The 21,427-nt window shown below is 65.8% G+C and carries 22 protein-coding genes; 11 read left to right on the forward strand and 11 right to left on the reverse strand.

Annotated features, from left to right (window positions below):
- The first annotated feature begins 3 nt into the window (after positions 1-3).
- Positions 4-642, forward strand: coding sequence for an HAD family hydrolase (locus ACFQZZ_RS26215; RefSeq protein WP_378686073.1), 639 nt, complete (start codon positions 4-6; stop codon positions 640-642).
- A gap of 64 nt (positions 643-706) precedes the next feature.
- On the opposite strand, the gene ACFQZZ_RS26220 is transcribed toward ACFQZZ_RS26215, so the two are convergent.
- Positions 707-1,348 (reverse strand): TetR/AcrR family transcriptional regulator, encoded by a 642-nt coding sequence (locus ACFQZZ_RS26220; protein ID WP_378686075.1) that lies wholly within the window; start codon positions 1,346-1,348, stop codon positions 707-709.
- Positions 1,349-1,463: 115 nt separating this feature from the next.
- Here ACFQZZ_RS26220 and ACFQZZ_RS26225 point away from each other — a divergent pair, with 115 nt between their 5' ends.
- From ACFQZZ_RS26225 to ACFQZZ_RS26235, 3 genes are all read left to right on the forward strand, one after another.
- Positions 1,464-2,612: an acyl-CoA dehydrogenase family protein gene (locus ACFQZZ_RS26225; RefSeq protein WP_378686078.1), complete on the forward strand. Its 1,149-nt coding sequence runs from the start codon at positions 1,464-1,466 to the stop codon at positions 2,610-2,612.
- 43 nt (positions 2,613-2,655) lie between these two features.
- On the forward strand, positions 2,656-3,408 hold the full coding sequence (locus tag ACFQZZ_RS26230; protein ID WP_378686081.1) for an SDR family NAD(P)-dependent oxidoreductase: 753 nt from the start codon (positions 2,656-2,658) through the stop codon (positions 3,406-3,408).
- A gap of 90 nt (positions 3,409-3,498) precedes the next feature.
- Positions 3,499-3,708 (forward strand): hypothetical protein, encoded by a 210-nt coding sequence (locus ACFQZZ_RS26235; RefSeq protein WP_378686083.1) that lies wholly within the window; start codon positions 3,499-3,501, stop codon positions 3,706-3,708.
- Between the two features lie 34 nt (positions 3,709-3,742).
- Here the strand turns inward: ACFQZZ_RS26235 and ACFQZZ_RS26240 are convergent, their stop codons facing one another.
- Complete coding sequence (locus ACFQZZ_RS26240; protein ID WP_378686085.1) at positions 3,743-4,105, reverse strand: winged helix-turn-helix transcriptional regulator; 363 nt, start codon at positions 4,103-4,105, stop codon at positions 3,743-3,745.
- Between ACFQZZ_RS26240 and ACFQZZ_RS26245 the strand changes: the two genes are divergently transcribed.
- A complete protein-coding gene (locus tag ACFQZZ_RS26245) occupies positions 3,989-4,684 on the forward strand; it encodes a hypothetical protein (protein ID WP_378686191.1) in 696 nt (231 codons plus the stop codon). The genes ACFQZZ_RS26240 and ACFQZZ_RS26245 overlap by 117 nt on opposite strands.
- 88 nt (positions 4,685-4,772) lie before the next feature.
- Here ACFQZZ_RS26245 and ACFQZZ_RS26250 read toward each other — a convergent pair whose 3' ends face one another.
- On the reverse strand, positions 4,773-5,504 hold the full coding sequence (locus ACFQZZ_RS26250) for an SDR family NAD(P)-dependent oxidoreductase (protein ID WP_378686087.1): 732 nt from the start codon (positions 5,502-5,504) through the stop codon (positions 4,773-4,775).
- Positions 5,505-5,606: 102 nt separating this feature from the next.
- Between ACFQZZ_RS26250 and ACFQZZ_RS26255 the strand changes: the two genes are divergently transcribed.
- Entirely contained in the window at positions 5,607-6,455 is an 849-nt protein-coding gene (locus ACFQZZ_RS26255; protein WP_378686090.1) for a helix-turn-helix transcriptional regulator, read from the forward strand.
- 32 nt (positions 6,456-6,487) lie between these two features.
- Here the strand turns inward: ACFQZZ_RS26255 and ACFQZZ_RS26260 are convergent, their stop codons facing one another.
- On the reverse strand, positions 6,488-6,703 hold the full coding sequence (locus ACFQZZ_RS26260; protein ID WP_378686093.1) for a hypothetical protein: 216 nt from the start codon (positions 6,701-6,703) through the stop codon (positions 6,488-6,490).
- Between the two features lie 11 nt (positions 6,704-6,714).
- Positions 6,715-8,997: an ATP-binding cassette domain-containing protein gene (locus ACFQZZ_RS26265; RefSeq protein ID WP_378686096.1), complete on the reverse strand. Its 2,283-nt coding sequence runs from the start codon at positions 8,995-8,997 to the stop codon at positions 6,715-6,717.
- A gap of 524 nt (positions 8,998-9,521) precedes the next feature.
- On the opposite strand from ACFQZZ_RS26265, the gene ACFQZZ_RS26270 reads away from it, so the two are divergent.
- Positions 9,522-11,012, forward strand: a complete 1,491-nt coding sequence (locus ACFQZZ_RS26270; protein ID WP_378686099.1) for a wax ester/triacylglycerol synthase family O-acyltransferase — start codon at positions 9,522-9,524, stop codon at positions 11,010-11,012.
- A gap of 48 nt (positions 11,013-11,060) precedes the next feature.
- Here ACFQZZ_RS26270 and ACFQZZ_RS26275 read toward each other — a convergent pair whose 3' ends face one another.
- Positions 11,061-11,222, reverse strand: a complete 162-nt coding sequence (locus tag ACFQZZ_RS26275; RefSeq protein WP_378686102.1) for a hypothetical protein — start codon at positions 11,220-11,222, stop codon at positions 11,061-11,063.
- Between the two features lie 77 nt (positions 11,223-11,299).
- Here ACFQZZ_RS26275 and ACFQZZ_RS26280 point away from each other — a divergent pair, with 77 nt between their 5' ends.
- Both ACFQZZ_RS26280 and ACFQZZ_RS26285 read left to right on the forward strand, forming a co-directional pair.
- Positions 11,300-12,292 carry a hypothetical protein gene (locus ACFQZZ_RS26280; protein ID WP_378686104.1) on the forward strand — a complete coding sequence of 331 codons (993 nt, stop codon included), beginning with the start codon at positions 11,300-11,302 and terminating at the stop codon, positions 12,290-12,292.
- 72 nt (positions 12,293-12,364) lie between these two features.
- Positions 12,365-13,273: an inositol monophosphatase family protein gene (locus ACFQZZ_RS26285; RefSeq protein ID WP_378686107.1), complete on the forward strand. Its 909-nt coding sequence runs from the start codon at positions 12,365-12,367 to the stop codon at positions 13,271-13,273.
- Here the strand turns inward: ACFQZZ_RS26285 and ACFQZZ_RS26290 are convergent.
- Both ACFQZZ_RS26290 and ACFQZZ_RS26295 read right to left on the reverse strand, forming a co-directional pair.
- Complete coding sequence (locus tag ACFQZZ_RS26290) at positions 13,270-14,154, reverse strand: LLM class F420-dependent oxidoreductase (protein WP_378686110.1); 885 nt, start codon at positions 14,152-14,154, stop codon at positions 13,270-13,272. The two genes, ACFQZZ_RS26285 and ACFQZZ_RS26290, sit on opposite strands and share 4 nt — an antisense overlap.
- 232 nt (positions 14,155-14,386) lie before the next feature.
- The gene (locus ACFQZZ_RS26295; protein WP_378686113.1) at positions 14,387-14,911 is read right to left on the reverse strand and encodes an OmpA family protein; all 525 of its coding nucleotides are present in this window, start codon (positions 14,909-14,911) and stop codon (positions 14,387-14,389) included.
- A gap of 324 nt (positions 14,912-15,235) precedes the next feature.
- Between ACFQZZ_RS26295 and ACFQZZ_RS26300 the strand changes: the two genes are divergently transcribed.
- The gene (locus ACFQZZ_RS26300; RefSeq protein ID WP_378686116.1) at positions 15,236-16,114 is read left to right on the forward strand and encodes a hypothetical protein; all 879 of its coding nucleotides are present in this window, start codon (positions 15,236-15,238) and stop codon (positions 16,112-16,114) included.
- 49 nt (positions 16,115-16,163) lie between these two features.
- On the opposite strand, the gene ACFQZZ_RS26305 is transcribed toward ACFQZZ_RS26300, so the two are convergent.
- From ACFQZZ_RS26305 to ACFQZZ_RS26315, 3 genes are all read right to left on the reverse strand, one after another.
- Entirely contained in the window at positions 16,164-16,325 is a 162-nt protein-coding gene (locus tag ACFQZZ_RS26305) for a hypothetical protein (protein WP_378686118.1), read from the reverse strand.
- Positions 16,326-16,327: 2 nt separating this feature from the next.
- Entirely contained in the window at positions 16,328-18,685 is a 2,358-nt protein-coding gene (locus ACFQZZ_RS26310) for a sulfatase-like hydrolase/transferase (RefSeq protein ID WP_378686121.1), read from the reverse strand.
- Positions 18,686-18,859: 174 nt separating this feature from the next.
- Positions 18,860-19,837: an HAD family hydrolase gene (locus tag ACFQZZ_RS26315; RefSeq protein WP_378686124.1), complete on the reverse strand. Its 978-nt coding sequence runs from the start codon at positions 19,835-19,837 to the stop codon at positions 18,860-18,862.
- A 281-nt stretch (positions 19,838-20,118) separates the two neighbouring features.
- Between ACFQZZ_RS26315 and ACFQZZ_RS26320 the strand changes: the two genes are divergently transcribed.
- Entirely contained in the window at positions 20,119-21,393 is a 1,275-nt protein-coding gene (locus ACFQZZ_RS26320) for a cation:proton antiporter (protein WP_378686127.1), read from the forward strand.
- Positions 21,394-21,427: the final 34 nt, after the last annotated feature.

The raw sequence follows: 21,427 nt of genomic DNA on the forward strand, positions 1-21,427 counted from the left end.
CTGGTGACCTGGACCGTTGGTTTCGACCTGGACATGACTCTGATCGACTCACGTCCCGGTGTCGCACGGGCGATCGACACCATCGCCACCGAGTTCGGTCTCGCACTGCGTGGGATCGAGCTCGCCGACCGGCTCGGTCCCCCACTCCACATGCTGCTGGCCGATGCGGGTGTGCCCGCCGACCTCATTCCGGCCTTGATCGCCCGCTACCGCGAGCTCTATCCGACGGTGGTGCCGCATATTCCGGCCATGCCGGGTGCCGATGCGGCGCTGGCCGCTGTTGCCGAGCGCGGTGGGCGGGTACTGATCGTCACCGGCAAGCACGAGCCGCTGGCCCGGCTGCATCTGGTCGAACTCGGTTGGCGGGTAGACCATTTGGCAGGTGATCTCTGGTCAGCGGGCAAGGCCGGAGTGCTGCGCGACCAGCGAGCCGAAGTATTCGTCGGCGACCATGCCGGCGATATGCGGGGTGCGCGGGCGGCGGGCGTGACCGCCGTCGGCGTCACCACCGGACCGTGCGACGCCGACGAACTACGCGCGGCAGGTGCGGACGTCGTGCTCGACAACCTCACCGAGTTTCCGGACTGGCTGACCGAATTCGGCGAACCCGCGGTCGCGGACAGCGCCGAGACAAGCGGCTGACCAGTACTTCCACGCCCCTCGTCGCAGCAAAGGGACTGCTGGCAGCAGCGAGACCGGCGCGCGGTCAGCCGTCGGCCGCGGACAGTGCTCGGAAGCGCAATGTCAGGCCATCGAGCAGTGCGCGCAGGCCGGTTTCGAAAGCGGCGTCGTCGATTTCGCGTTGGCGTCCCGACAGCAGGTGCGCCTCGTCGAGGTGCGGGTAGTTGCCGCGATATACCGCCGCGTCCTCGGGGAAACCGCCGGCAAACGATCCCAAGGTGGAACCGGTGACGAAAAACCGCATGAGCGCGCCCACCTGCGTTGCTTCGCGCCGTGGCCATCCGGCGGTCACCAGCCCACCGAAGACCGCATCCGCCTGGCGCAGCGCATTCGGCCGCCTGCCCATGCCCTGATGCAAGGCGGGCACCAGGTTCGGATGGTCCGCCAATGCCGCGCGGTAGGAACCGGCCCAGGCCGCGAGCGCGCCGCGCCAGTCCGGGTTGCCGGCGAACATCGACAGGTCCACCTGACCGAGCACCGTGTCGACCATCGCGTCCAGCAGGTCGTCCTTGGTGGCCACGTGGTTGTACAGCGACGGCCCCTGGACCCCGAGTTCGGTGGCCAGCCTGCGGATCGACACCGCCTCGAGCCCTTCGGCATCGACCAGGGCCAGCGCGGCTGACACGATGCGGTCGCGGCTCAGCAATGGTCGGCGCGGTCTACCCACGAAAACCTCCTGGTCGATCGGCTATCAGTGTCGCATGCGAGCTCATAAACTTGCGTTGTTAGTTTATGCGGAGCTAGCCTACAAGAAACTTCCGGCGCTAGTTTTTGGAGTTGCGGTGAACCTGGAACTGTCCGACGAACAGACCGCGGCGCAGCGCATGGCCGCCGATTTCGTCGACCGTGAGATCGCACCGCGCGCAACGGAATGGGATCGCGCCGAGTCGGTCGATCCGGCGATCGTGCCGCGGCTCGGCGAGCTCGGGTTCCTCGGTCTCACTATTGCGGAGGAATACGGCGGCAGCGGCGGCGACCATCTCACCTACTGCCTGGTGCTGGAGGAACTCGGCCGCGGCGACTCCGCAGTGCGCGGCATAGTCTCGGTCTCCCTCGGCCTGGTCACCAAGTCCATCCATCGCTACGGCACCGACGAACAGAAGCGCACCTGGCTGCCCCGGCTCACCGCGGGCGAAGCACTCGGCTGCTTCGCGCTCACCGAACCCGGAACCGGTTCGGACGCGGCACAATTGAGCACGCGCGCGGTCCGCGACGGCGACGACTGGGTGCTCTCGGGCAGCAAGATGTTCATCACCAACGGCACCTGGGCGGACATCGCGCTGGTGTTCGCCCGCACCGGCGGCGCGGGACACCGCGGCATCACGGCATTTCTCGTTCCGACCGACTCCCCCGGCTTCACCGCCCGCCCCGTGCACGGCAAGCTCGGCCTGCGCGGGCAGGCCACCGCCGAACTCGTGCTCGACGGCGTCCGGATACCTGACAGTGCGCGACTGCACGCCGAGGGCAAGGGTTTCACCGTCGCGATGGCGGCACTGGCCAAGGGCCGGATGTCGGTGGCCGCGGGGTGTGTCGGCCTCGCGCAGGCGTGCCTCGACGCCGCGGTCGGATACGCAACGCAGCGTGAGCAATTCGGCAAGCCGATCGCCGGCCACCAGCTGGTGCAGGAGCTGCTCGCCGACATCGCACTCGATGTGGACGCCGCCCGGCTGCTGGTGTGGCGGGTCGCCGATCTGATCGACCGCGGCGCCGAGTTCGCGGTCGCATCGTCCAAGGCGAAGCTGTTCGCGAGCGAGGCCGCCGTGCGCGCTGCCGACCGCGCGCTGCAGGTGTTCGGCGGTTACGGCTATATCGACGAGTTCCCGGTCGGTAAGTATCTGCGCGACGCCAAGGTGATGACCCTCTACGAGGGCACCAGCCAGATCCAGAAATTGCTGATCGGCCGAGACCTGACCGGAATCAGCGCATTCTGACGACGTCGGACCCGGCCTCGTCGAAGAACAGAAAGGACCATCGATGAACAGGTTCACCGACAAGATCGCCGTCGTCACCGGTGCGGCACAGGGCATCGGCGCGGCCACCGCGGTGCGGCTGGCCGCCGAGGGCGCGGCGGTGGCGGTGCTCGACCGCAATGCCCCAGACAAGACCGCCGAGCAGATCACCGCGGCGGGCGGCACGGCCCGCGGCTATGTCTGCGATGTCACCGATCGCGCGTCAGTGCAGTCCGCATTCGACCAGGTGGCAACGGATCTCGGGCAACCGCACATCTTGATCAACAATGCCGGGATCACCCGCGACGACATGTTCTTCCGGCTGTCGGAGGACGACTGGAACGCGGTGCTCTCGGTCAACCTGACCGGCGCATATCACTGCGCCCAGGTGGCACAGAAGTTCATGGTCGCCCAGCGCTACGGCAAGATCGTCTCGCTCTCCAGCCGCTCCGCACTCGGCAACCGAGGCCAGGCGAATTACGCCGCCGCGAAGGCCGGCATCCAAGGCCTCACCGCAACGCTCGCCATCGAACTCGGCCCCTACAACATCAACGTCAACGCGGTCGCCCCCGGCTACATCGCCACCGCAATGACCGCCGCGACCGCCCACCGAGTCGGGCTCACCGCCGAGGAACATCAGCAGTCCGTCGCCGAGCACACCCCGCTCGGCCGGGTCGGACAGCCCGAGGAGGTCGCCGCCGTCATCGCGTTCCTGGCCAGCGATGAGGCCTCCTACGTCAGTGGCCAAACGCTCTACGTCAACGGTGGAGCCCGCTGAGCGAGCCCGAGTGCCGCTATAGCGACCGCCCGGTATGGCGAGGACAATGAGTAGTTCGATCGACGACGTCGATGGGAAGGAGCCACGGCAATGAAAGTCAAGCCGAACCGCTCACTCACAATCCTCCTCGCGGGCCTGGCAACCGCCGGAAGCCTGGCGCTGTCCGGTGCCACGGCAGCTGCCGTAACGCAGCAGGACCCGGAGCCGGAGTGCCAAGTAGGCCAGACCAAAGAAGAAGGTCCCCTCTTCTGCGAGTGCGGAGCCGATGGCAAGTGGATCTGCCTCGAAAGAAAGCGCTGAGACCGATAGCGGCACACCAGCCGCACAGTTCCGTTCAAGCCTGATTCGCGGATGCGTGCTCGGCATCCCACTGCTGCCGAGCAGCAGCGATGACACCCTTGTGCTCGCGCGACCAGCCGGCGAGCACAAGAATCGTCTCGGCGAGACTCCGACCGGTCGTGGTGAGCCGGTACTCGACCTGCGGCGGGATGGTCGGGTAGGCGATCCGTTCGATGATCCCGTCCCGCCACAGCCTCTTGGTGGTCAATGTCAGCATGCGCTGGGATACGCGGAAGACGACGTGGTGCTGGCCAGGCACGACGCGGTGGTCGCCGCCGCGACTGCGGCCGGGGTCCGGCACGTCGTCTACACCAGCCTCGCGGGCTCCGGCGACCTGATGACCATCGCGCTCCCACACCGATGGACCGAGACGCGTCTGGCCTCGGCGCCGCTCGATGTGACGATTCTGCGCAACGGCCTGTACGCCGAGGTGCCGGTCGGATTGGCGGCGGCAGGCGCCGCGGCGGCTGCCGAAACAGGTTTCTACACAGCCGCATTCGGCAATGGACGGGTGTCGGTTGTCGCTCGCGAGGACCTCGCCGACGTGGCGGTGCGAGTGGCCGCTGAAACCAGCCGCGACCTCACGGCGGGCGGTCGCAGCAGGCACGCGGGCAAGGTCTACGAACTCGAAGGTGTCACGACGATCGGCGGGTCCGACATCGCAGCGGTGCTGGCCGAATCGCTCAACCGGCCGGTGAGCTACCGATCCATGTCACTGTTCGACACTCGAATCGCACTACAGGACATAGGAATGGAGCCCTACCAGGTCACCAATGCCGTCTCCCTGTTCGCCAATATCGGCGCGGGCGTACTCGAGGCAAGCCGGACCGACCTGCTCGAACTGCTACCCGCCGAGCCCCGCGATGTCCGGGCACTGCTCGCCGCCGCCGCGCAAACCGCCGGGTACCAGTCCATTTCGATCAATACGACCCGCTGAGCACTGCTGTCATGACGGCCACCGCACCGCCGAGCCGGACCAGTAGCGGAACCCGCCGCTGATCCGGTTCCTCACCGCTCGAACGTGGTCACCAGGGCACCGGACCGAAGCGATCGAAGAATCCGCCGGTCGGTCCGTCCGGTCCGATCGACGCCAAGTGGACAATCGCGTCGGTCCCCTCGGTGACTGTTTGGTGGCCTGAGTTGTTGTTCAGATCCGTTGCGGTGTAGCCGGGGTCGGCGGCGTTGACTTGGATGTCGGGCAGCGCGCGGGAGTACATCGAGGTGACCATGTTCAGGGCGGTCTTCGAGGACGGGTACGGCAGGCCGAGCACAGTGGACTCGACGCGGGTCGGATCGGAGGTGCGTGCCAGCGACCCGATGCCGCTCGACACCATCACGATTCGAGGTTGGGTGGCCGCGCGTAGTAGCGGCAGGAACGCGTTGGTCACCTGGACCGCGCCGAAGACGTTGGTTTCGAACACTTCTCGGAAGTCCGCGGCTTCGATATCGGGTGGGAGGTTGCGGGTGCCGCCGATTCCGGCGTTGTTCACCAGTACATCGAGCTGCCGCGTCCGTTGTCCGACTGCCTCGACGGCCGCGGTTATGGAGTCGGCGGAAGTGACGTCCAGCTGAATGAACTCGACGTCGAGACCGGCGTCGGCGAGGTCGGCCGCTGCCGCCTTTCCGCGGTCGGCGTCGCGTGCGGCCAGGAACACCTGCCAGCCGAGGCTCGCCAGTCTGCGGACGGTTTCGCGACCGAGTCCTTTGTTCGCTCCGGTGATCAGAGCCGTCGTCGTGGAGTTCGTGGGGTTGGTCATCGTCCGAGCATCGCCGGCCACATTACCCGCACTCCAGGACCGGTATCTCCTGGGACCGGTGGTACCACCCCACGGTGCGAATGCTGCGGCATGATCGAGGACATGGATCGCACGGAACTCGCCGCCCTGCTTCGGCAGGCCCGCGCGCGCATCCAGCCCCGCGATGTCGGGCTCCCCGCGGGCTCCCGCAGACAGGTGCCGGGATTGCGCCGCGAAGAGGTCGCGCAACTGGCCGGTGTCAGCGTCGATTACGTGGTTCGGCTGGAACAGGGCCGTGGCCCACGACCCTCGACCGCCGTACTCGCGGCCCTGGCCCGGGCTCTGCGCCTCAACGACGAAGACCGCGATCTGCTGTTCCGGTTCGCCGGATCGCCACCACCGCAAGCGGGCCGGATCGCCATGGTTGTCCGGCCGAGCGTGCTGCGACTGCTGGACCGGATGGCAGACCTGCCCGCCCTGGTCATTTCCGCGAAAGGCGATGTGCTGGCGTGGAATTCGATGGCAGCGGCCCTACTCGGCGACTTCACCGAGTGGCCGCCCGCGCAACGCAACATCATCTGGCAGCAGTTCCTTGGCACCGGACCGCGGCGTGTCGCGACGACCCCGACCGAGGCGCAGACGGCTGCCGTCTTCTCGGTGAGCAGCCTGCGCAGCGCCCGAGCCCACTACCCCGATGACCCCGGCCTGCTGCGTCTGATCGGCGAACTCCGTACGCGCAGCACACGATTCGAACAGTTGTGGAACGATCGGCCATCCGAACCATGGCGCAGTGCCAGCAAGTCGGTCGACCACCCAGAACTCGGCCTCCTGGTCCTGGAGTGCGACACCCTCCTCGTCCCCGACTCCGACCAGACCGTCATCGTCTACTCCGCGGCACCCGGCACCCCCGTAGCCTCAGCGCTTGACCTTCTCCGCATCACCGGCACCCAACAGTTCACCGGCCATAACTGATTCGCCCCGAGGTCGGAGGCAGCCGATCATCGCTAGGCCATCGCCTCGGTGCCGAACACCATCGCGACCGCGTTGGTCAGCCGATCCAGCTGTTCGGGTGACAAGGTCTGCTGAAGGGGCGCGAAGGCGACCCGCGCCATGTCGAGTCGGGTGCTGCCGCGCGACGGCACCCGGTCGGCCTCGGGCAGCTCCACCTGGCTGAACCAGCGGAACAGCGAGGTGACCGGGCCGGTACTCGACCCGGTCACCTCGGAGCCGCTTACGCCGCTTTGTATTTGCGGAGGTATTCGCCGGTGAGCGACGTCGGATGCTCCAGCAACGCGGCGGGCGTGCCGGTGAAGACCACTTCACCGCCGTCCTTACCACCATCCGGACCGAGATCGACCACCCAATCGGAGTGGGCGACGACATCGAGGTTGTGCTCGATCACCACCACCGTGTTGCCCCGCTCCACCAGCCCGTCCATCAGCGCGAGCAGCGTGTCCACGTCCGACATGTGCAGGCCGGTGGTCGGCTCGTCGAGCACGTAGACGGTGCCGGTGTTCTGCAGCTGCGTGGCGAGCTTGATGCGTTGGCGCTCACCGCCCGACAGGGTGCTCATCGCCTGACCGAGGCTCAAATAGTCCAGGCCGACCTCGTTCATGGTGCGCAGCTTCGTATGCAGCGCCTTCTCCGGGAAGAACTGCACCGCCTCTTCCGCCGACATCTCCAGCACGTCGGCAATCGACTTGTCGCGCAAGGTATGTGCGAGGACTTCCTCGGAGAAGCGCCGCCCATCGCAGGCGTCGCAGTGTGTGGTCACCGGATCCATGTAGGCGACCTCGGTGATGATCACGCCGCGGCCTTCGCATTGCTTGCACGCGCCCGCCGAGTTGAAGCTGAACAGCCCCGGCGATTCACCGGTGGCCTTGGCGAACAGCTTGCGGATGGGATCCATCAGCCCCAGATACGTGGCCGGGGTGGAGCGCGACGACGCCGCGATGGCCGACTGGTCCACGAAGATGGCCTCGGGATGCTCGCGCACGAACACATCCCGAATGAGGCTGCTCTTACCGGATCCCGCGACGCCGGTGATCGAGGTGAGCACGCCGGTAGGGATCGCGACCGTCACATCCTTCAGGTTGTGGACGTTCGCGTGCTCGATCAGCAACTCGCCGTTCGACTTCCGGAAGGTGTCCTTCACCGTGAACGGCCTGCGCAACCCGGCGCCGGTCGGAGTGTCGGCCACTCGCAGGTCCGCGAAGCTACCCTCGAACACCACCTGCCCGCCGTGCACACCCGCGCGTGGTCCGACATCCACGATGTGATCGGCGATCTGGATGACATCGGGATCGTGCTCGACGACCAGCACGGTATTGCCCTTGTCCCGCAATGCCTTCAGCAGGTTGTTCAACCGCCCGACATCGCGCGGATGCAAGCCGACGCTCGGCTCGTCGAAGATATACGTCATACCGATCAACGTGCTGGCCAGGTGCTTGATCATCTTCAGCCGCTGCCCCTCACCGCCGGACAGGCTGGAGGTCGCCCGGTCCAGGCTCAGATAGCCGAGCCCGATGTCGGCCACCCGCTGCAATGCGGTGCGAATGGCGGCTGCCAGCCCGAGCGCGGCCGGATCGGCGATCTCGTCCAGCACCACGATCAGATCGGTGATCTGCAGCCCGGACCAGTCGGCGATATTGCGCCCGTTGATTTTCGTCGCGAGCGCCTCGGCGTTGAGCCGTGCGCCATTACACGTCGGACACACGCCCTCGGTGAGAAACTTCTGAATCTGCTCACGGGTCTTCTCGCTCAGCGTGGAGGTGTCGCGTTGCAGCCGGGTGCGAGTGAACTTGGTTGCCACACCCTCGTAATTCGCTTTCCAGGTGCCTTTGGCGAAGGTCAGCTCCACCTTGCCGCCGGTGCCGTACAGCAGATCCTGGAACTCCGCGTCGCTGTAGTCGGCGAGCTTCTTGTCCGGATCGAATCGGCCGGAGTTGCCGTACAACTGCCAGTCTCCGCTGCCCACCGCATAGCCGGGCAGGAGGATCGCACCCTCGTTGAGCGACTTGCTCCGATCCACCAGCCGCTCGGGATCGGCGCGTACTGCCTGACCGAGCCCGTCGCAATCCGGGCACATGCCCTGCGGCACGTTGAAGGAGTAGTTGTAGACGAATCCGGCCGAAGGCGAACCGAATCGGGCGAACATCGCCCGGACCATCGAGTAGATATCGGTCATGGTGCCGACGGTGGAGCGCGGCCCGCCACCGACCGGCTGCTGGTCGATGATCACCGGTGCGGTCAGATTCTCGATCGCCTCCGCGTGCGGGCGCTCGTAGCGGGGCAGGAAGTTGAGGATGAATGCGGGAAACGTTGCGTAGAGCTGGCGCTGGGATTCCACGGCGATGGTGTCGAACACGATGGACGACTTCCCGGAACCGGAGACACCGGTGAACACCGTGATCTTGTCCTTGGGAATCTCCAGCGACACATTGCGCAGGTTGTGCTCGCTGGCCCCCAACACTCGGATGACATCGGTGGCGGCAACGGAATTGGTCAATGGCATACCGACAACCATGCCATCCGACACCGACAATTTGTGCGGGGTGATGTGAGGCATATCACATTAATGCAGCATATGCATTACCGGCGCACAGTTCTCCACACCGTCCGCGAGCGCGGTACACCGAACGGCCGTAAACGCCCGCCGACCTCACGCATCACGCCCAGGCGTCAGTCCGGAATGTCCTGCCTCGAGGGCAATTTCAGCCTGGCGCCGCACCCGGACGCGGTTGCGGGCGCGCGGTCCGGAGTCGACGAGCGGTCGCCGGAGTTACACACCCTTGTCGAGGGTTTGCGCAGAATTAACCTGCCGAGCACACGATGGCGACCGATAGCACCCGGTCGACCACTAAAATCAATGACGCGTCTTTGACACGGACAGTGGCGTCACCGGACGAGCACAGCAGCTCGCACGGTTCTTAGCGCTCGCAGATACCGGCAGATCGTCAATGCGTTGCGGCACCATCGCGCTCCGCGCCTGAACCGAGTCGGCAGTCTGTCCTGACCCAGCGACACCGCGGAGACCTCATGATCCACGCCGACCTGAAACCCGCCAGCCACTTGGACGTCCGCATCACGACGCCCGGCCAACTCGCCGGCGGCACACCCGCGAACTCGGCAGCGCCGTCGCAAAGGATTCCGCTATCGAGTGATCGCGGGCCGTCTCGGCAGCTCAGCTCGCTCGACGTCCAGCTGCTCAATGCCGAATCACCCACCATGCTGCTGCACGTCGGATCCGTCACGCTGCTGGAGCCGACCGCCGAAGGCAGCGCGTTGACCGTCACGGCATTGCGGGAGTTGATCGCGAGCCGCCTACACCTCGTCGCACCGCTGCGGTGGCGACTGCGCACTGTCCCTTGGGGTCTCGATCTCCCCTATTGGGACGACTGCGACACCATCGACCTCGGCTATCACGTGCGCGACACGCGCCTGCCCGAAGGCTCGACCGACGTGGCGCTGGCGGATCTCGCGGCTCGCCTGCACGCGCGGCCGCTGGACCGAAGCCGACCGCTGTGGGAATGCCACCTGATCTCGGGACTGTCCGGAGGTCGCCAAGCTATCTACACCAAGGTGCACCACGCACTGATCGACGGCGTATCCGGTGCCGAGGTGATGGCCGTGGTCTTCGACATCGTCCCGGAGTCTCAGCCGGTGCCGCCACCGACCGACGGGGTCAAGCTCGGCCGAACTCCCAACCCCGCCGAAATGCTCGGCCGCGGCATCGCGAACACGATGACCCGCCAGGCCGACCGGATGCGCCTGCCGTTGCGCCTCGGACCGATGTTGCCGAGCGCGCTCGACGATATGCGCAAGGTGAATCCCACGTTGCCCGGCACCGGCCCCAACGGCACCGACCGCTCCTTTGCCTTCGCGTCCCTGCCCCTCGACACCGTCAAGCAGGTCAAGAACAGCTTCGGCGGCACCGTCAACGACGTCGTGATGACGTTGTGCGCCTCCGCATTTCGCCGCTGGCTGGTCGAACACGACATACCCGCCGACGACCCCGCCGTTGCCGCGATACCCGTCTCGGTCCGCACCGCGGAGCAGTGCGGCACCGCCGGCAACCAGTTCTCCATCATGCTGTGCGAACTACCGATCGGCGAAGCGAACCCGCAGCACCGCATGAAACTCACCCACGCCGCCATGCTCGCCGCCAAGGAGCGCTTCCAAGCCACCCCACCGTCCCTGCTGCACTACGCCACCGCGGTCCTCCCCCAGATCCTGCACGGCCTGGCGACCCGAATGCTGCTCCGCGCCGCCGCGCCCGCACTCCCCCTGGCCAACATGGTCGTCTCCAACGTGCCAGGCCCCCAGATGCCGTTGTACGCCGGGGGAATTCGCGTGGCCGGCAGCTACCCCATCTCCGTGCTCACCGACCTATCCGGCCCACTCAACATCACCGTCATGTCCTACAACGGCCACCTCGACTTCGGCATCCTCGCCTGCACCGACACGATCCCGGATGTCTGGAACATCGCCACCTACTTGAAAGACGCACTCGCCGAACTAGTTCACTAACCGCGCCTGCGGAAGCGGCGATGACATGCCACGCACCCCGCACCCGCGTCAGTCCCAGATCCACAGCTGCCAGCACGGCATCGGCGCAGACCCGACCGAATCGGCATCCACGGTGACCGTGTAGTCGCTATCCCACTCCCGCAACGCCTGCACGAATCGGACGATGACATCCGGCGGCGCAGCATAGGACGCGACGGGCGACGCGGCCATGCAAGCTGTAGAGAGCGCGCGTCGGGCGGCAACTCTGGCAGGAAGTCGGGTCGGTCAAAGACGCGGCTGTCGAGTTGATGAACCGCCATCCGAAAACCTCGAGCCTGCAGGCGCATCGGTATGCGTGCGGCATCTCCCAAGATCAAGCCGCTGCCCGGTACAACGAGATCACAGACCATCAGACCAGCCTCGGCGGTACCACTATCAACGCATGGGAGACCTGGGCCCGCGGCCGTGGCAGTTCCGGCTCGCCTCCGACTTTCTCCAGCCTCTTGATTCTCGCTGCTGCCTACGGGCGGGGACCGCTGGGGGTGGCCGACGAAGGCATCTCTCCCATTGACCTCGTCGCCGAGGCGTATGAGCGCCTCGCGCCGGAGGATCAGATCTCGCTCGGGAAGTTCACCGGCGTTGCAACCTCATCGCCCGTTGCTTCGCGATCAGCGGCGCGGCTTGTCGCGGAAGGTAACCTGATCGGCACCGACTTCGAACTTGCCGTGCCCACCGTCGAGTACGGCAATCCGGCGATTCGGCTGTTCTCGTTGCCGAATCCCCAGCCTGGCCAGCTGTTGAACCTGACATGGGCGACATTTGGTTTCGGGCTCGAACGGCTGATCCACCAGATCAAAAATCTAGGGCGACGCCTCGATGCCGATGCATGTTTCGGCATCAACGAGGCAGGGCTGGTGATGGCGACTTTTCTCGCCTCGGCTCAGTTCAGCCGCTGCCCGATCGGATACCTCAAGTGCAATAAGAGCCGCGACGACATCACTCTTGATCCGGCATCCATCTATCCCCGATTACCGAACGCACCGACAATCGTATTATGCGACTTCGAAGTTAAGCATGCGAACGTAGTCGGACTCATCGGCCGCGAGATCCGCAGCCGCTACCCCGGAGCTGAAATCTACTTCGCGGTCTTCGGGGCAATGACCAAAGCATGTGATCTCGAGGTGGCAAGCTTCGATCACTTGACCGGTGCCGCGATCATGAGAGCCGCTGACTTCGCGGCGGTGTTCATCGCTGCCACCATGAGCCCTCCCGGTATCGAACCGCCCTTGGAACTACGCTGATTCGAGAGGTAACGCACTGTGATGCCCACCCGGCCTCAGCTCGAACCGGAGCTCGCACAACACCTTGCGAGCATGGTCTCGACAGTGATCGGTGAAATCCGCCCTCGGCTGGTCGAGGGGGCGATCTCCGGCGAACATGCGGAGAGCGCGAACCTTCGGCACAGTGACAACTTTCTGTCCGTTCACGATCTGTGGATGCACGAACGGTATCGGCAGCTGCTCACCGAATTTCTTCCGTCGTTCGTCTACGCCTCCGAGGAAGCGGACCCGCAGATCATCGGTGATGATCCCGATCCGGACCTGTGCGTCTTGGTAGATCCACTCGACACCAGCGAGCTCGCGGTCCGCGCCCTGCACGGCTACACCCACGTCATGGTCTACTCGCGCGCGCTCAGGCGTCCGATCGCGGCAGTGGTCGGCGATATCTTCCACCATCTCCAGCTCTACCTCGCGGCGCGCGATCACACCGGGCGCGATCAGGCTTTTGTCATCACAACAGACGGCATCCTGCATCCACTGCGTCTGAAAGGATCCGCTGCCCTGTCGGAGTCGCTGGTCACCAACTACCTCATGAAACCGGCGGAACGCTTCCTTCCATTGGCTGAACAGACCGGACTCATCCAAGCCCTGAGCCGACCCTCGCCAGACGGGAGCAAGCGCGGACGTCTCGGCGTCGACTTCGGGTCCATCGGACTCTGTCATGTTGCCGCCGGATTCACCGATGCGATGATCGAGTTCGCGAAGGGGTTCGCGATATGGGATCTCGCTCCAGGCCATTACATCCTCACTGCTGCAGGCGGCACCGTCCTTGACCTGCAAGGTGACCCCATACCTCTCGACTGCGGGTTCGGCACGTTGGCCGATATCGCAAAGGCCATGGGCCACCGACAAAAATTCATCGCCGCCGCAGACATGCCGCTGGCTCGAGATATCGTCGACGTCCTCACGAAAGCAGGGGCCGGAAGCGCCGAAGCACGCTAACGCAGTAGCTGAATCACCGGCGCAAAGTTCTCCATGCTGTCTTCGAGCACGGTGATATAGCTGATGCCGTACCGCTCGCGGCGATCGCGTAGCCGCTGCGCCATCTCGTCGTGCGTCCCCATCAGCAGGATCGGCAGCTCTTCCGGACTCTCCGCGACATCAGGCGGCAGTGCGGGACCGAATACTTCCAGCACGGCCGCCAGCTCATGCGGCGGAACGACGCGCTGGATCAGGATATTCAGCTCCACCTGATCGACTCGCGCGCCAAGCAGAGCGCGCACGTAGTCGATCCGCTCCGCGGTTTCTTCGAGCCCCGCCATCTGTAGTGGCCCACCATTGCGCGCCGCCGCGGCCCCGGTGAATCCGATGATATCGGCATGCTTCGCGGCAACGCCGAGCAGCCGGTCACCCCAGCCCGCGATGAGCATCGGCGGCCCAGACGGCTGTGCGGGGCGCGGCTGATACTCCGGATCCGAAAACAGTCCGCGCAGCGTGGTAATTGTCTTCTCCAAGTGCTCGACACGCTTGCCGCCGCTGGCGAACGGGATGCCCGCAGCCTCGAATTCGGCCTGCACGTAGCCCGCGCCCAACCCGAGTTCCACTCGACCGTCGGTGAACTGGTCCGCGCCGGCCACATCGCGAGCAAGCAGCACCGGGTTGTAGAACGGCGTGTTCAGCACGAAGGTGTTCAGCCGGACCCGCTCGGTCGCCTCGGCCGCCAGAATCATCGCGGGAAACGGCGCCGGCATCCCGAGGTGATCGGCCACTCCGATCACGTCGTAGCCGAATTCCTCGGCCCTGCGGCACTTTTCGATCCAATTCGCGCGGGAGTCGGGAACCACCATGTTGACGCCGAACCGGAACGGACGTTGCACAGTCATCTGGTCTGTCTACCATCACGATTCGGCACGGTCGCGGCCGCACGCCACAACGGGCTGGTCAACATTGCGCGAGTGTGCCCGCCGCACCGGCGATTCCGAGGAGTATCGACGCCGGCGTAGACGATGCGGGCTCCGTCCCGGTCGACACCCCGAGGGGCCGAAGAACTCGAGCACGCGAATGCTGGATTCATTCTGATCCCATCGCCGTCGTGCGCGGCGGCGCCGGGCTCGCCTATTCGGCGACCACCGCAATCTGTACCTCGTCGACCTCAACGTCTGGCGTGGTCGGGTTGGCGTCGGCTCGCACGGTGATCCGTGTTTTGTCGATGCCCTCGGCCTCGAGCGCCGCCGCGACGTTGTCGCCACGGGAGTTGGCCAGGGATTTCGCCGCGATCATGTTCGAATCCTGGGCGTAGGTCGTGATCTGTATCGCGGTGTCGTTACCTTTCAGCGGGATCGCTATCACTTTGATAGTTGCGACAGCCACTGCATCGAGATCCGAGCTGCCATTGCTGAAGGTGATCGGTGCGGCGGCGAGCGCCGTGTTGATCGCATCTTGGATTGCTTGCTGTGCGGTGTTCAGTGCGGAGCCCACGACAGAGGAGGCGGTTGCGGCGATACTGCTCCGCATCCCGTTCGTGTGGACGCTCGGCGAGGTAGTCGAATCGGGCGAGTCGCTGTCGGACCCGCAGGCTGCGGTCATGATCAGAACTACTGCAATAGCGGCGATTCCGCCGATGCTGTTTCTGGATACCATCTGACTGCTCCTGTATTCGGCGAGAAAATCCCATCTGCGGCATTCATCGCGATGCCGGGAATTATCGGAACTTCCGCGAGATCGAACCTGGTAGACAGTCCGCGTGCACACTTCGATCGACGGTGCAGTTTTACCGATCCTCGCACAGGCGCATCGTCGGGAGTGTCGTTTCGAGTCACTCGGACTCCGGGCCCGAGTCATGGAGACTTTGTCACCGGATAAATGTAAGCCGACGTGGTTGCCGCGACGACCGCGTAGCGTCGATTCGGCAGTGTGTGCGTGCTCACGGATAGTTCTCGCAAAGCAGAGGGGCAGTGAAGCACGGTGCGGTCCGTGAAATTATCTGTGGCGCTGGCCCGAGAAGTATCGGTGGCGCGAACCGAGGCCGTGACCGGCTGGTTGCGAGGAACACCATATGGCCGCACGCTGCGGCGTGTGATCGATGGCCTGGTAGCGATACAGATCGTCGACCGGTCGCTGGCGCTTGCCGCGCAGATCTTCACCTCGGTGCTGCCGGTGATCATCACCGCTTCCGTTCTCAGCGGCTGGAATGCGGGGGCGAAGACGATCAACGACCAGTTCGGCTTCGATGCCGGATCGCTGTCCGGCAGTAATGGATCCGTGCCGGTCGATCCATCCTTCGCGGCGTTCGGTGTGGTTGGACTGCTGATGGTTGTGCTCGGCGGCACTTCGTTCGCGCGCGCTCTGGCGCGCGTCTACGGAGCGGTGTGGAAGGTGCCGGTGATCGGTCCTCGAGATGCCTGGCGGTGGCTCGCCACGCTGCTCGCGGTCGCACTCTCGGCAGGGCTCGTGGGGCAGACACGGGAACTTACGCAGATCCGCTATGCAGGTCAGCCGCTTGCCCTGGTGGGCGAGGTGGCTATTTGGGCATTCGTCTGGACTCTCGCTCCGTTCCTGCTCACGAAAGGAGCACTGACCGGGCGCCTGCTCTGGGTGTCCGGCGTGCTCACCGCCGTCGGTTTGACCGCGGTGCACGTGGCGGGTCGCGTCGTCTTGCCCCGGATCACGACGAACGCCCAGCAGCATTTCGGTCCGCTGGGACTTGCCTTCACCTCGGTCAGTTGGCTTTTCGTCATGTCGGTAGTGATCGTCGGCGCGGCATCGGTGGTCGAGGCGCTCGCCCTGGACGAGACCTCCGTCGGTCGCTACCTGCGGGGTCCGGTTAGCGGCGACCACGAATGACGCAGTCCGCCAGCGCCGTCACAGGCGCGGAAAGCGGTTGGCCATCTCTTCATTCGCCCAGCAGCGCGATATCGGCCAGCAGCCGGAACGCGAGCGGACGCGCACCGGCCGACTCGAAGCTGAGCACCGCGCGCGGGCCGGTGCGCTTGCCGCCGTGTCCGCAGGATGCGGGGATCTTCGAGTCGGCAGGCAGCGGTGTGCGACCGCTCATGCCTATTCGCGGGAAAGCATGGCTACGGCTTCGCGTTCGAGGTCGACGAACGGTTCGCCGCTGACGTCGACAGCGACCCGGTGCAGAGTCCCGCCGGTGAACGCCCACGGGGAGGTTCCGGGGTAGTCGTCGGTGACGGCCTCCGCATTGTCGCGGCCCGCGTTGAGGCCCTCGCCTGCGATGCTGAACTTGCCGGGCTGGGTCCTGATCCGGCCCTCGCCGACCTTGCGGTCGCCGTAGTAGAGGCTGAGGGTGCCGCGGGCGGTGCCGGGCGGGTCCTCGCTCGTCTTGTCGAAGGAGGCGGCCAGGATCAGGTTCTGACCGGTCGGCAGGTCCTCGGTCGCGCTGATCTTTTGTTCCTCGCTGCCCAGGAAGTTGTAGACGTAGTGCAGCCGGTTGTCCTTGACGTACAGGGCATGTCCGCCGAACCGGCCGCCGTGGGAGAACAGCACCCCGGCCGCACCCGAGCCGGGCAGGTCGACGAGCGCGCCGATCGAGTAGGAGCGGTTGCGGATGTTGACCGCAACCGACTCGGGCACCTCGGCACCGCCGGGACGGTACACGTAGCGGTTGCGCGGCGGCGCGAGCTGGGGGCGCGGCGTGGTGAGGATCTCGACACCGGAGCGGTCGTCGAGCGGGAACGCCTGGTTGGCGCCGGCCTCGTAGAACCACAGGCCGACGAGTTCGGCCAGTCTGCCGGGTTCCTCGGCGGCGAGGTCGTGAAGCTCGGCGCGATCCCGGTCGGTGTTGTAGAGCTCCCAGGTGTCATCGGGGAAGTGACTCCACCCGCTGAGGGTCGGGTGGGTGGTGACTGCCTTCCAGCCGTCGTGCCAGATGCCTCGGCCGCCGAGCATCGAATAGAACTGGGTGTGCTTGGCGGTCGGGATGGTGGCCGCGTCGAAGCTGTAGCGCATGCTCACCCCTTGGATCGGCGTCTGGGCATGGCCCTTCACCGTTTCCGGGAGCTCTATGCCGAGGCAGTCCAGCAAGGTGGGCACCACGTCGACAGCGTGGTGGTACTGGTCGCGGGTCTCGCCATGGGCCTTGATCCCGGCGGGCCAGGAGATGAGGCACGGGTCGCAGGTGCCGCCGTTGAAGGAGTACCGCTTCCACATCTTGAACGGGGTGTTGAAGGCCATCGCCCACCCGTTCGAGTAGTGGTTGTAGGTCTTGGGGCTGCCCAGCTCGTCCAGCATGGCCAGGTTCTCGGCCAGGTCGTCCGGCACGCTGTTGGCGATCTTGTTCTCGTTGACCGAGCCGTCCGGGCCGCCCTCGCCGCTGGCTCCGTTGTCGGAGACCAACACGATGATGGTGTTGTCGAGCTCCTCGATCCGCTCCAGGTAGGCGAGCAGGCGGCCGATCTGGTCATCGCAGTGCGAGAGGAAGCCCGCGTACACCTCGGCCATGCGGGCGAACAGCCGCTTCTCGTCGTCGGAGAGGGTGTCCCAGGGGCGGGTGTAGTCCAGCGGTGGGAACGGCTGACCGTCTGGCCCGCTGCGAGTCTCGGGTGTGCCGATCGGGTTGAGCGGCGGTAGCTCGGTGTTCTGCGGGACCAGACCCATCTGTTTCTGCCGGGTCAGAGTCTGCTCACGCATCGCCTCGTAACCCGCGTCGAACCGGCCGCTGTAGCGCTCGACCCACTCGCGTGGCACGTGGTGCGGAGCGTGCGCGCAGCCCGGCGCATAGTACAGGAAGACCGGACGATCGGGGGCGATCGCCTTGACGTCGTCGATGTACTCGAGGGCTCGGTCGGTGATGTCGACGCTGAAGTGGTAGCCCTGCTCGGGCGTTGACGGCTGCTCGACGGGGTGGTTGTCGTGCACCAGGTCCGGGTACCACTGATTGGTCTCCGCACCGAGGAAGCCGTAGAAGCGCTCGAAGCCGCGGCCGATGGGCCAGTTTCGCTTGGTGGACGCCAAGTTCATCTCGTCCTCGGCGCACAGATGCCACTTGCCGACCATGGCCGTGCTGAAGCCCCGCTCGACCAGGATCTCGGCGAGGGTGGCGCACTCCGGGGGGATATGGCCATTGGCGCCGGGAAAGCCCACCGCACACTCGCTGATGCAGGCCATACCGTTGGTGGTGTGGTTGCGGCCGGTGAGCAGGCAGGAGCGGGTCGGGGAGCACAGCGCGGTGGTGTGCCACTGGCTGTAGCGCAGCCCTTTCGCGGCGATCCGGTCGATGTTCGGGGTGTCGATCGGGCCGCCATAACAGCCCATGGCGCCGAAGCCGACGTCATCGAGCACGATGTACAGCACATTCGGTGAACCGGGCGGGGCCTTCGGCTGTTCGTAGGGGCCCCAGTCCGGGACCGAGTCGCGGATGTCGAGGTTGACCACACCGCGGAATGGATTTGCCATGGGCGTTTCTCCTCACAGGTAGGCCCCCGCTCCAAGCTAGGTAGCCGCGGATGGGGTCACATCACCCGTGACGGGTGATGCGCAGGTGATCCCGGGGTTGACGCTTTCCGGTGCTCGGTCGAACCCGCCGCATGCCTCGATCGAGCACGCCCAGCGTCTCCCCCGCGCGGCGGGTCAGAACACGGTCGCCCAGTCGTCCTTGATGCTGACCACCGTCCAGCCATTAATCCCGGCCAGCTCGAGCGCCTGCTCGGCGCCCGTCACGTAGTCGAACTCCCGGGCGGGGTCATCGTGGAGCACCAGCATCCGCAGCGACGGCCGGTCCGGCTGCTCGGTGAATTGCAGCATCGGGATGTCCCCATTGGTGTTTCCAACCGCCAGTATGGGTCGCCGGCCGACCCGGCTCCAGATCCGCACCGGCTTCTCGGGTCCGTCGTCCAGGACATCCACCTCGGCTTTGTGGACGAGCGTGCCGTCCTTCCAGACCAGCGAGACGCTGCTGCCGATGACACGCTCGCGGGGAATGCCGTACATCTGCTGGCTGATCGGTCGCATGAAGTCGCGGCCCCCGCCCGAGGCGATGTAGTTGTCGAACCCATTGGCCTCCAGGAAGCCGAGCAGTTCAACCATCGGTGCGTAACCGCATGCCAGGTAGGAGCGGCCGAGAGTGGGATGCCGGGTCGTGCGCAGGAACTGATCGGCACGGATCTCGAACTCCTCCACGGTCACGCCGGCAAATGCCGTCAGCACACCGGAAGCGAGCACGCCCACCTCGCTGTCATCGCCGTGGTAGTGCTTGGTGATGACGCCGTTCAGCCAGCCGTAGTCCTTCGTGTAGGCGGCCTGCCACGGCTGGCGGGTGCGCAGCGCCGGGTCATGCTCGGCCATGGCGACCAAGCGGCGCAGGATGAAGTCGAGCTGGATAGGCATCGGCTTCTCGCACCACAGCGTGCCGTCGTTGTCGAAGACCGCGACCCGGTCCTCGGGCGGGACGGTATCGGGCCCGCCTTCAGCCGTCACTTGCCCGACGAAGCCCAGGATGGCCTGTTTGCTGGCGCCCGCTCGCCAGCTCGGGAGCGGATCGCTCGCCGAGTTCCCGGTCTCCCCGCTGAGGGAGGCGTGAGAGGTATTTGCCTGGTTGGCTGCCGCCATGGACCGCCTCCTCGCATCCGCTACTCAGCGCTCTGCACGCGACCGTGCCCAGTTGCGGGGCCGCGCGCATCACCCGCAGCGGGTGATACATCCGGCACTATCGGGACTCCGAGCGTGGCGGCCATCCAGCATCGCGGCGTGCGGCTTGCCGTCCAGTGCGCGCGAAAGAGACTGCCGAGCGCGAATCACCCACTGGGGATGGTGCTCAGCGACCGGTGGTGGGCCAAGAGTGGCGATGTCCCTTACAAGCCGGTGATTGGGCAGACGAAGGGGTTGGACGCGTGGATTCCTGGGACATCTCGACCATCGCGTTCTTGCTGCTCGCCTTTGCGGTGCTCTCGCGGAAGCTCTCGGTCGTGGTCACGCCTGCCATCTTCTTCACCTCGGCGGGCCTTGTTGCGGGACCCGTGCTCGGGCTCCTCGAACTCGAGGTCGGCTCGTCGACACTGAAGCTGCTCGTCGAGGTCACCTTGACGCTGGTGCTGTTCTCGGACGCATCCCGGATCTCACTCGGCCGACTCCGCAGCGAGTACGCCGTGCCGCTCCGGTTGTTGGGGATCGGTCTGCCGCTGACCATTGCCGCGGGCGCGGTGGTCGGCGTCGCGGTGCTTCCGGGCGTGAGCGGCGTCGAAGCGCTGGTGCTCGCGGTGATGGTTGCGTGTACGGATGCGGCGCTGGGGCAGGCCGTGGTGACCGACGAACGGATCCCGTCACGCATCAGGCAGGGACTCAATGTCGAGAGTGGGCTCAACGACGGGCTGTGCGTGCCACTGTTCTTCATCGCGATCGGGTTTGCCCAGGCGGAAGCGGGCGCGCTGACCGAGCACGCTGCGGTCCGATTGGTGCTCGAGGAGATCGGATATGGCATCGTCGGCGGCGTCATCGCAGGAGTACTCGGCGCGTTCGCGTTGCGGATCGGGGCGAAGCGCGGCTGGATCGAGCGGTACTGGCTGCAGATCCTCACCGTCGCCACGGCACTGCTCGGCGCTGGAATCGCCGACGGGCTCCATGGCAGCATGTTCATCGCCGCGTTCGTCGGCGGTCTCCTCTTCGGCACGCTCCGCGGCAGCGTAGGTGGCCACGTGACCGACCTCGTCGACCAGGGCGGCGAGTTGCTGAACGCTGTCACGTTCCTTGTCTTCGGCGCCGCTATCCTCGGCCCCGTTCTGGACGACCTGACCTGGCGACTTGCCCTGTACGCCGTGCTGAGCCTGACCGTCGTGCGCATGTTGCCGGTGGCGTTGTCGCTGTTGGGGACCGGCGCCCGGAAAGAGACCGTGGCATTCGTCGGCTGGTTCGGCCCACGCGGCCTCGCCACCATCGTCTTCGGCGTGTTGCTGATCCAGGACGCAGACCTACCGAATGAGCACACGCTGCTGCTCGCCGCGGTGACCACCATCGGCATGTCCGTCTATGCCCACGGCCTGACCGCTACACCGTTGACCGACCGCTATGTCCGCTGGTACCGGTCCCATCCCAAAAGACAGCAGCTGCCAATGGAAAGTGTGCCTGCGGCTCCGCACCGCTGGCGCACACCGCGCCGAACAGTGCAGTAGGCCTACGGGCACGTCGACGGCCGTTCGGCTTTGG

Origin of the sequence: Nocardia sp. GCM10030253 (genome assembly GCF_042675075.1) — a bacterium.
Classification (GTDB): Bacteria; Actinomycetota; Actinomycetes; order Mycobacteriales; family Mycobacteriaceae; genus Nocardia.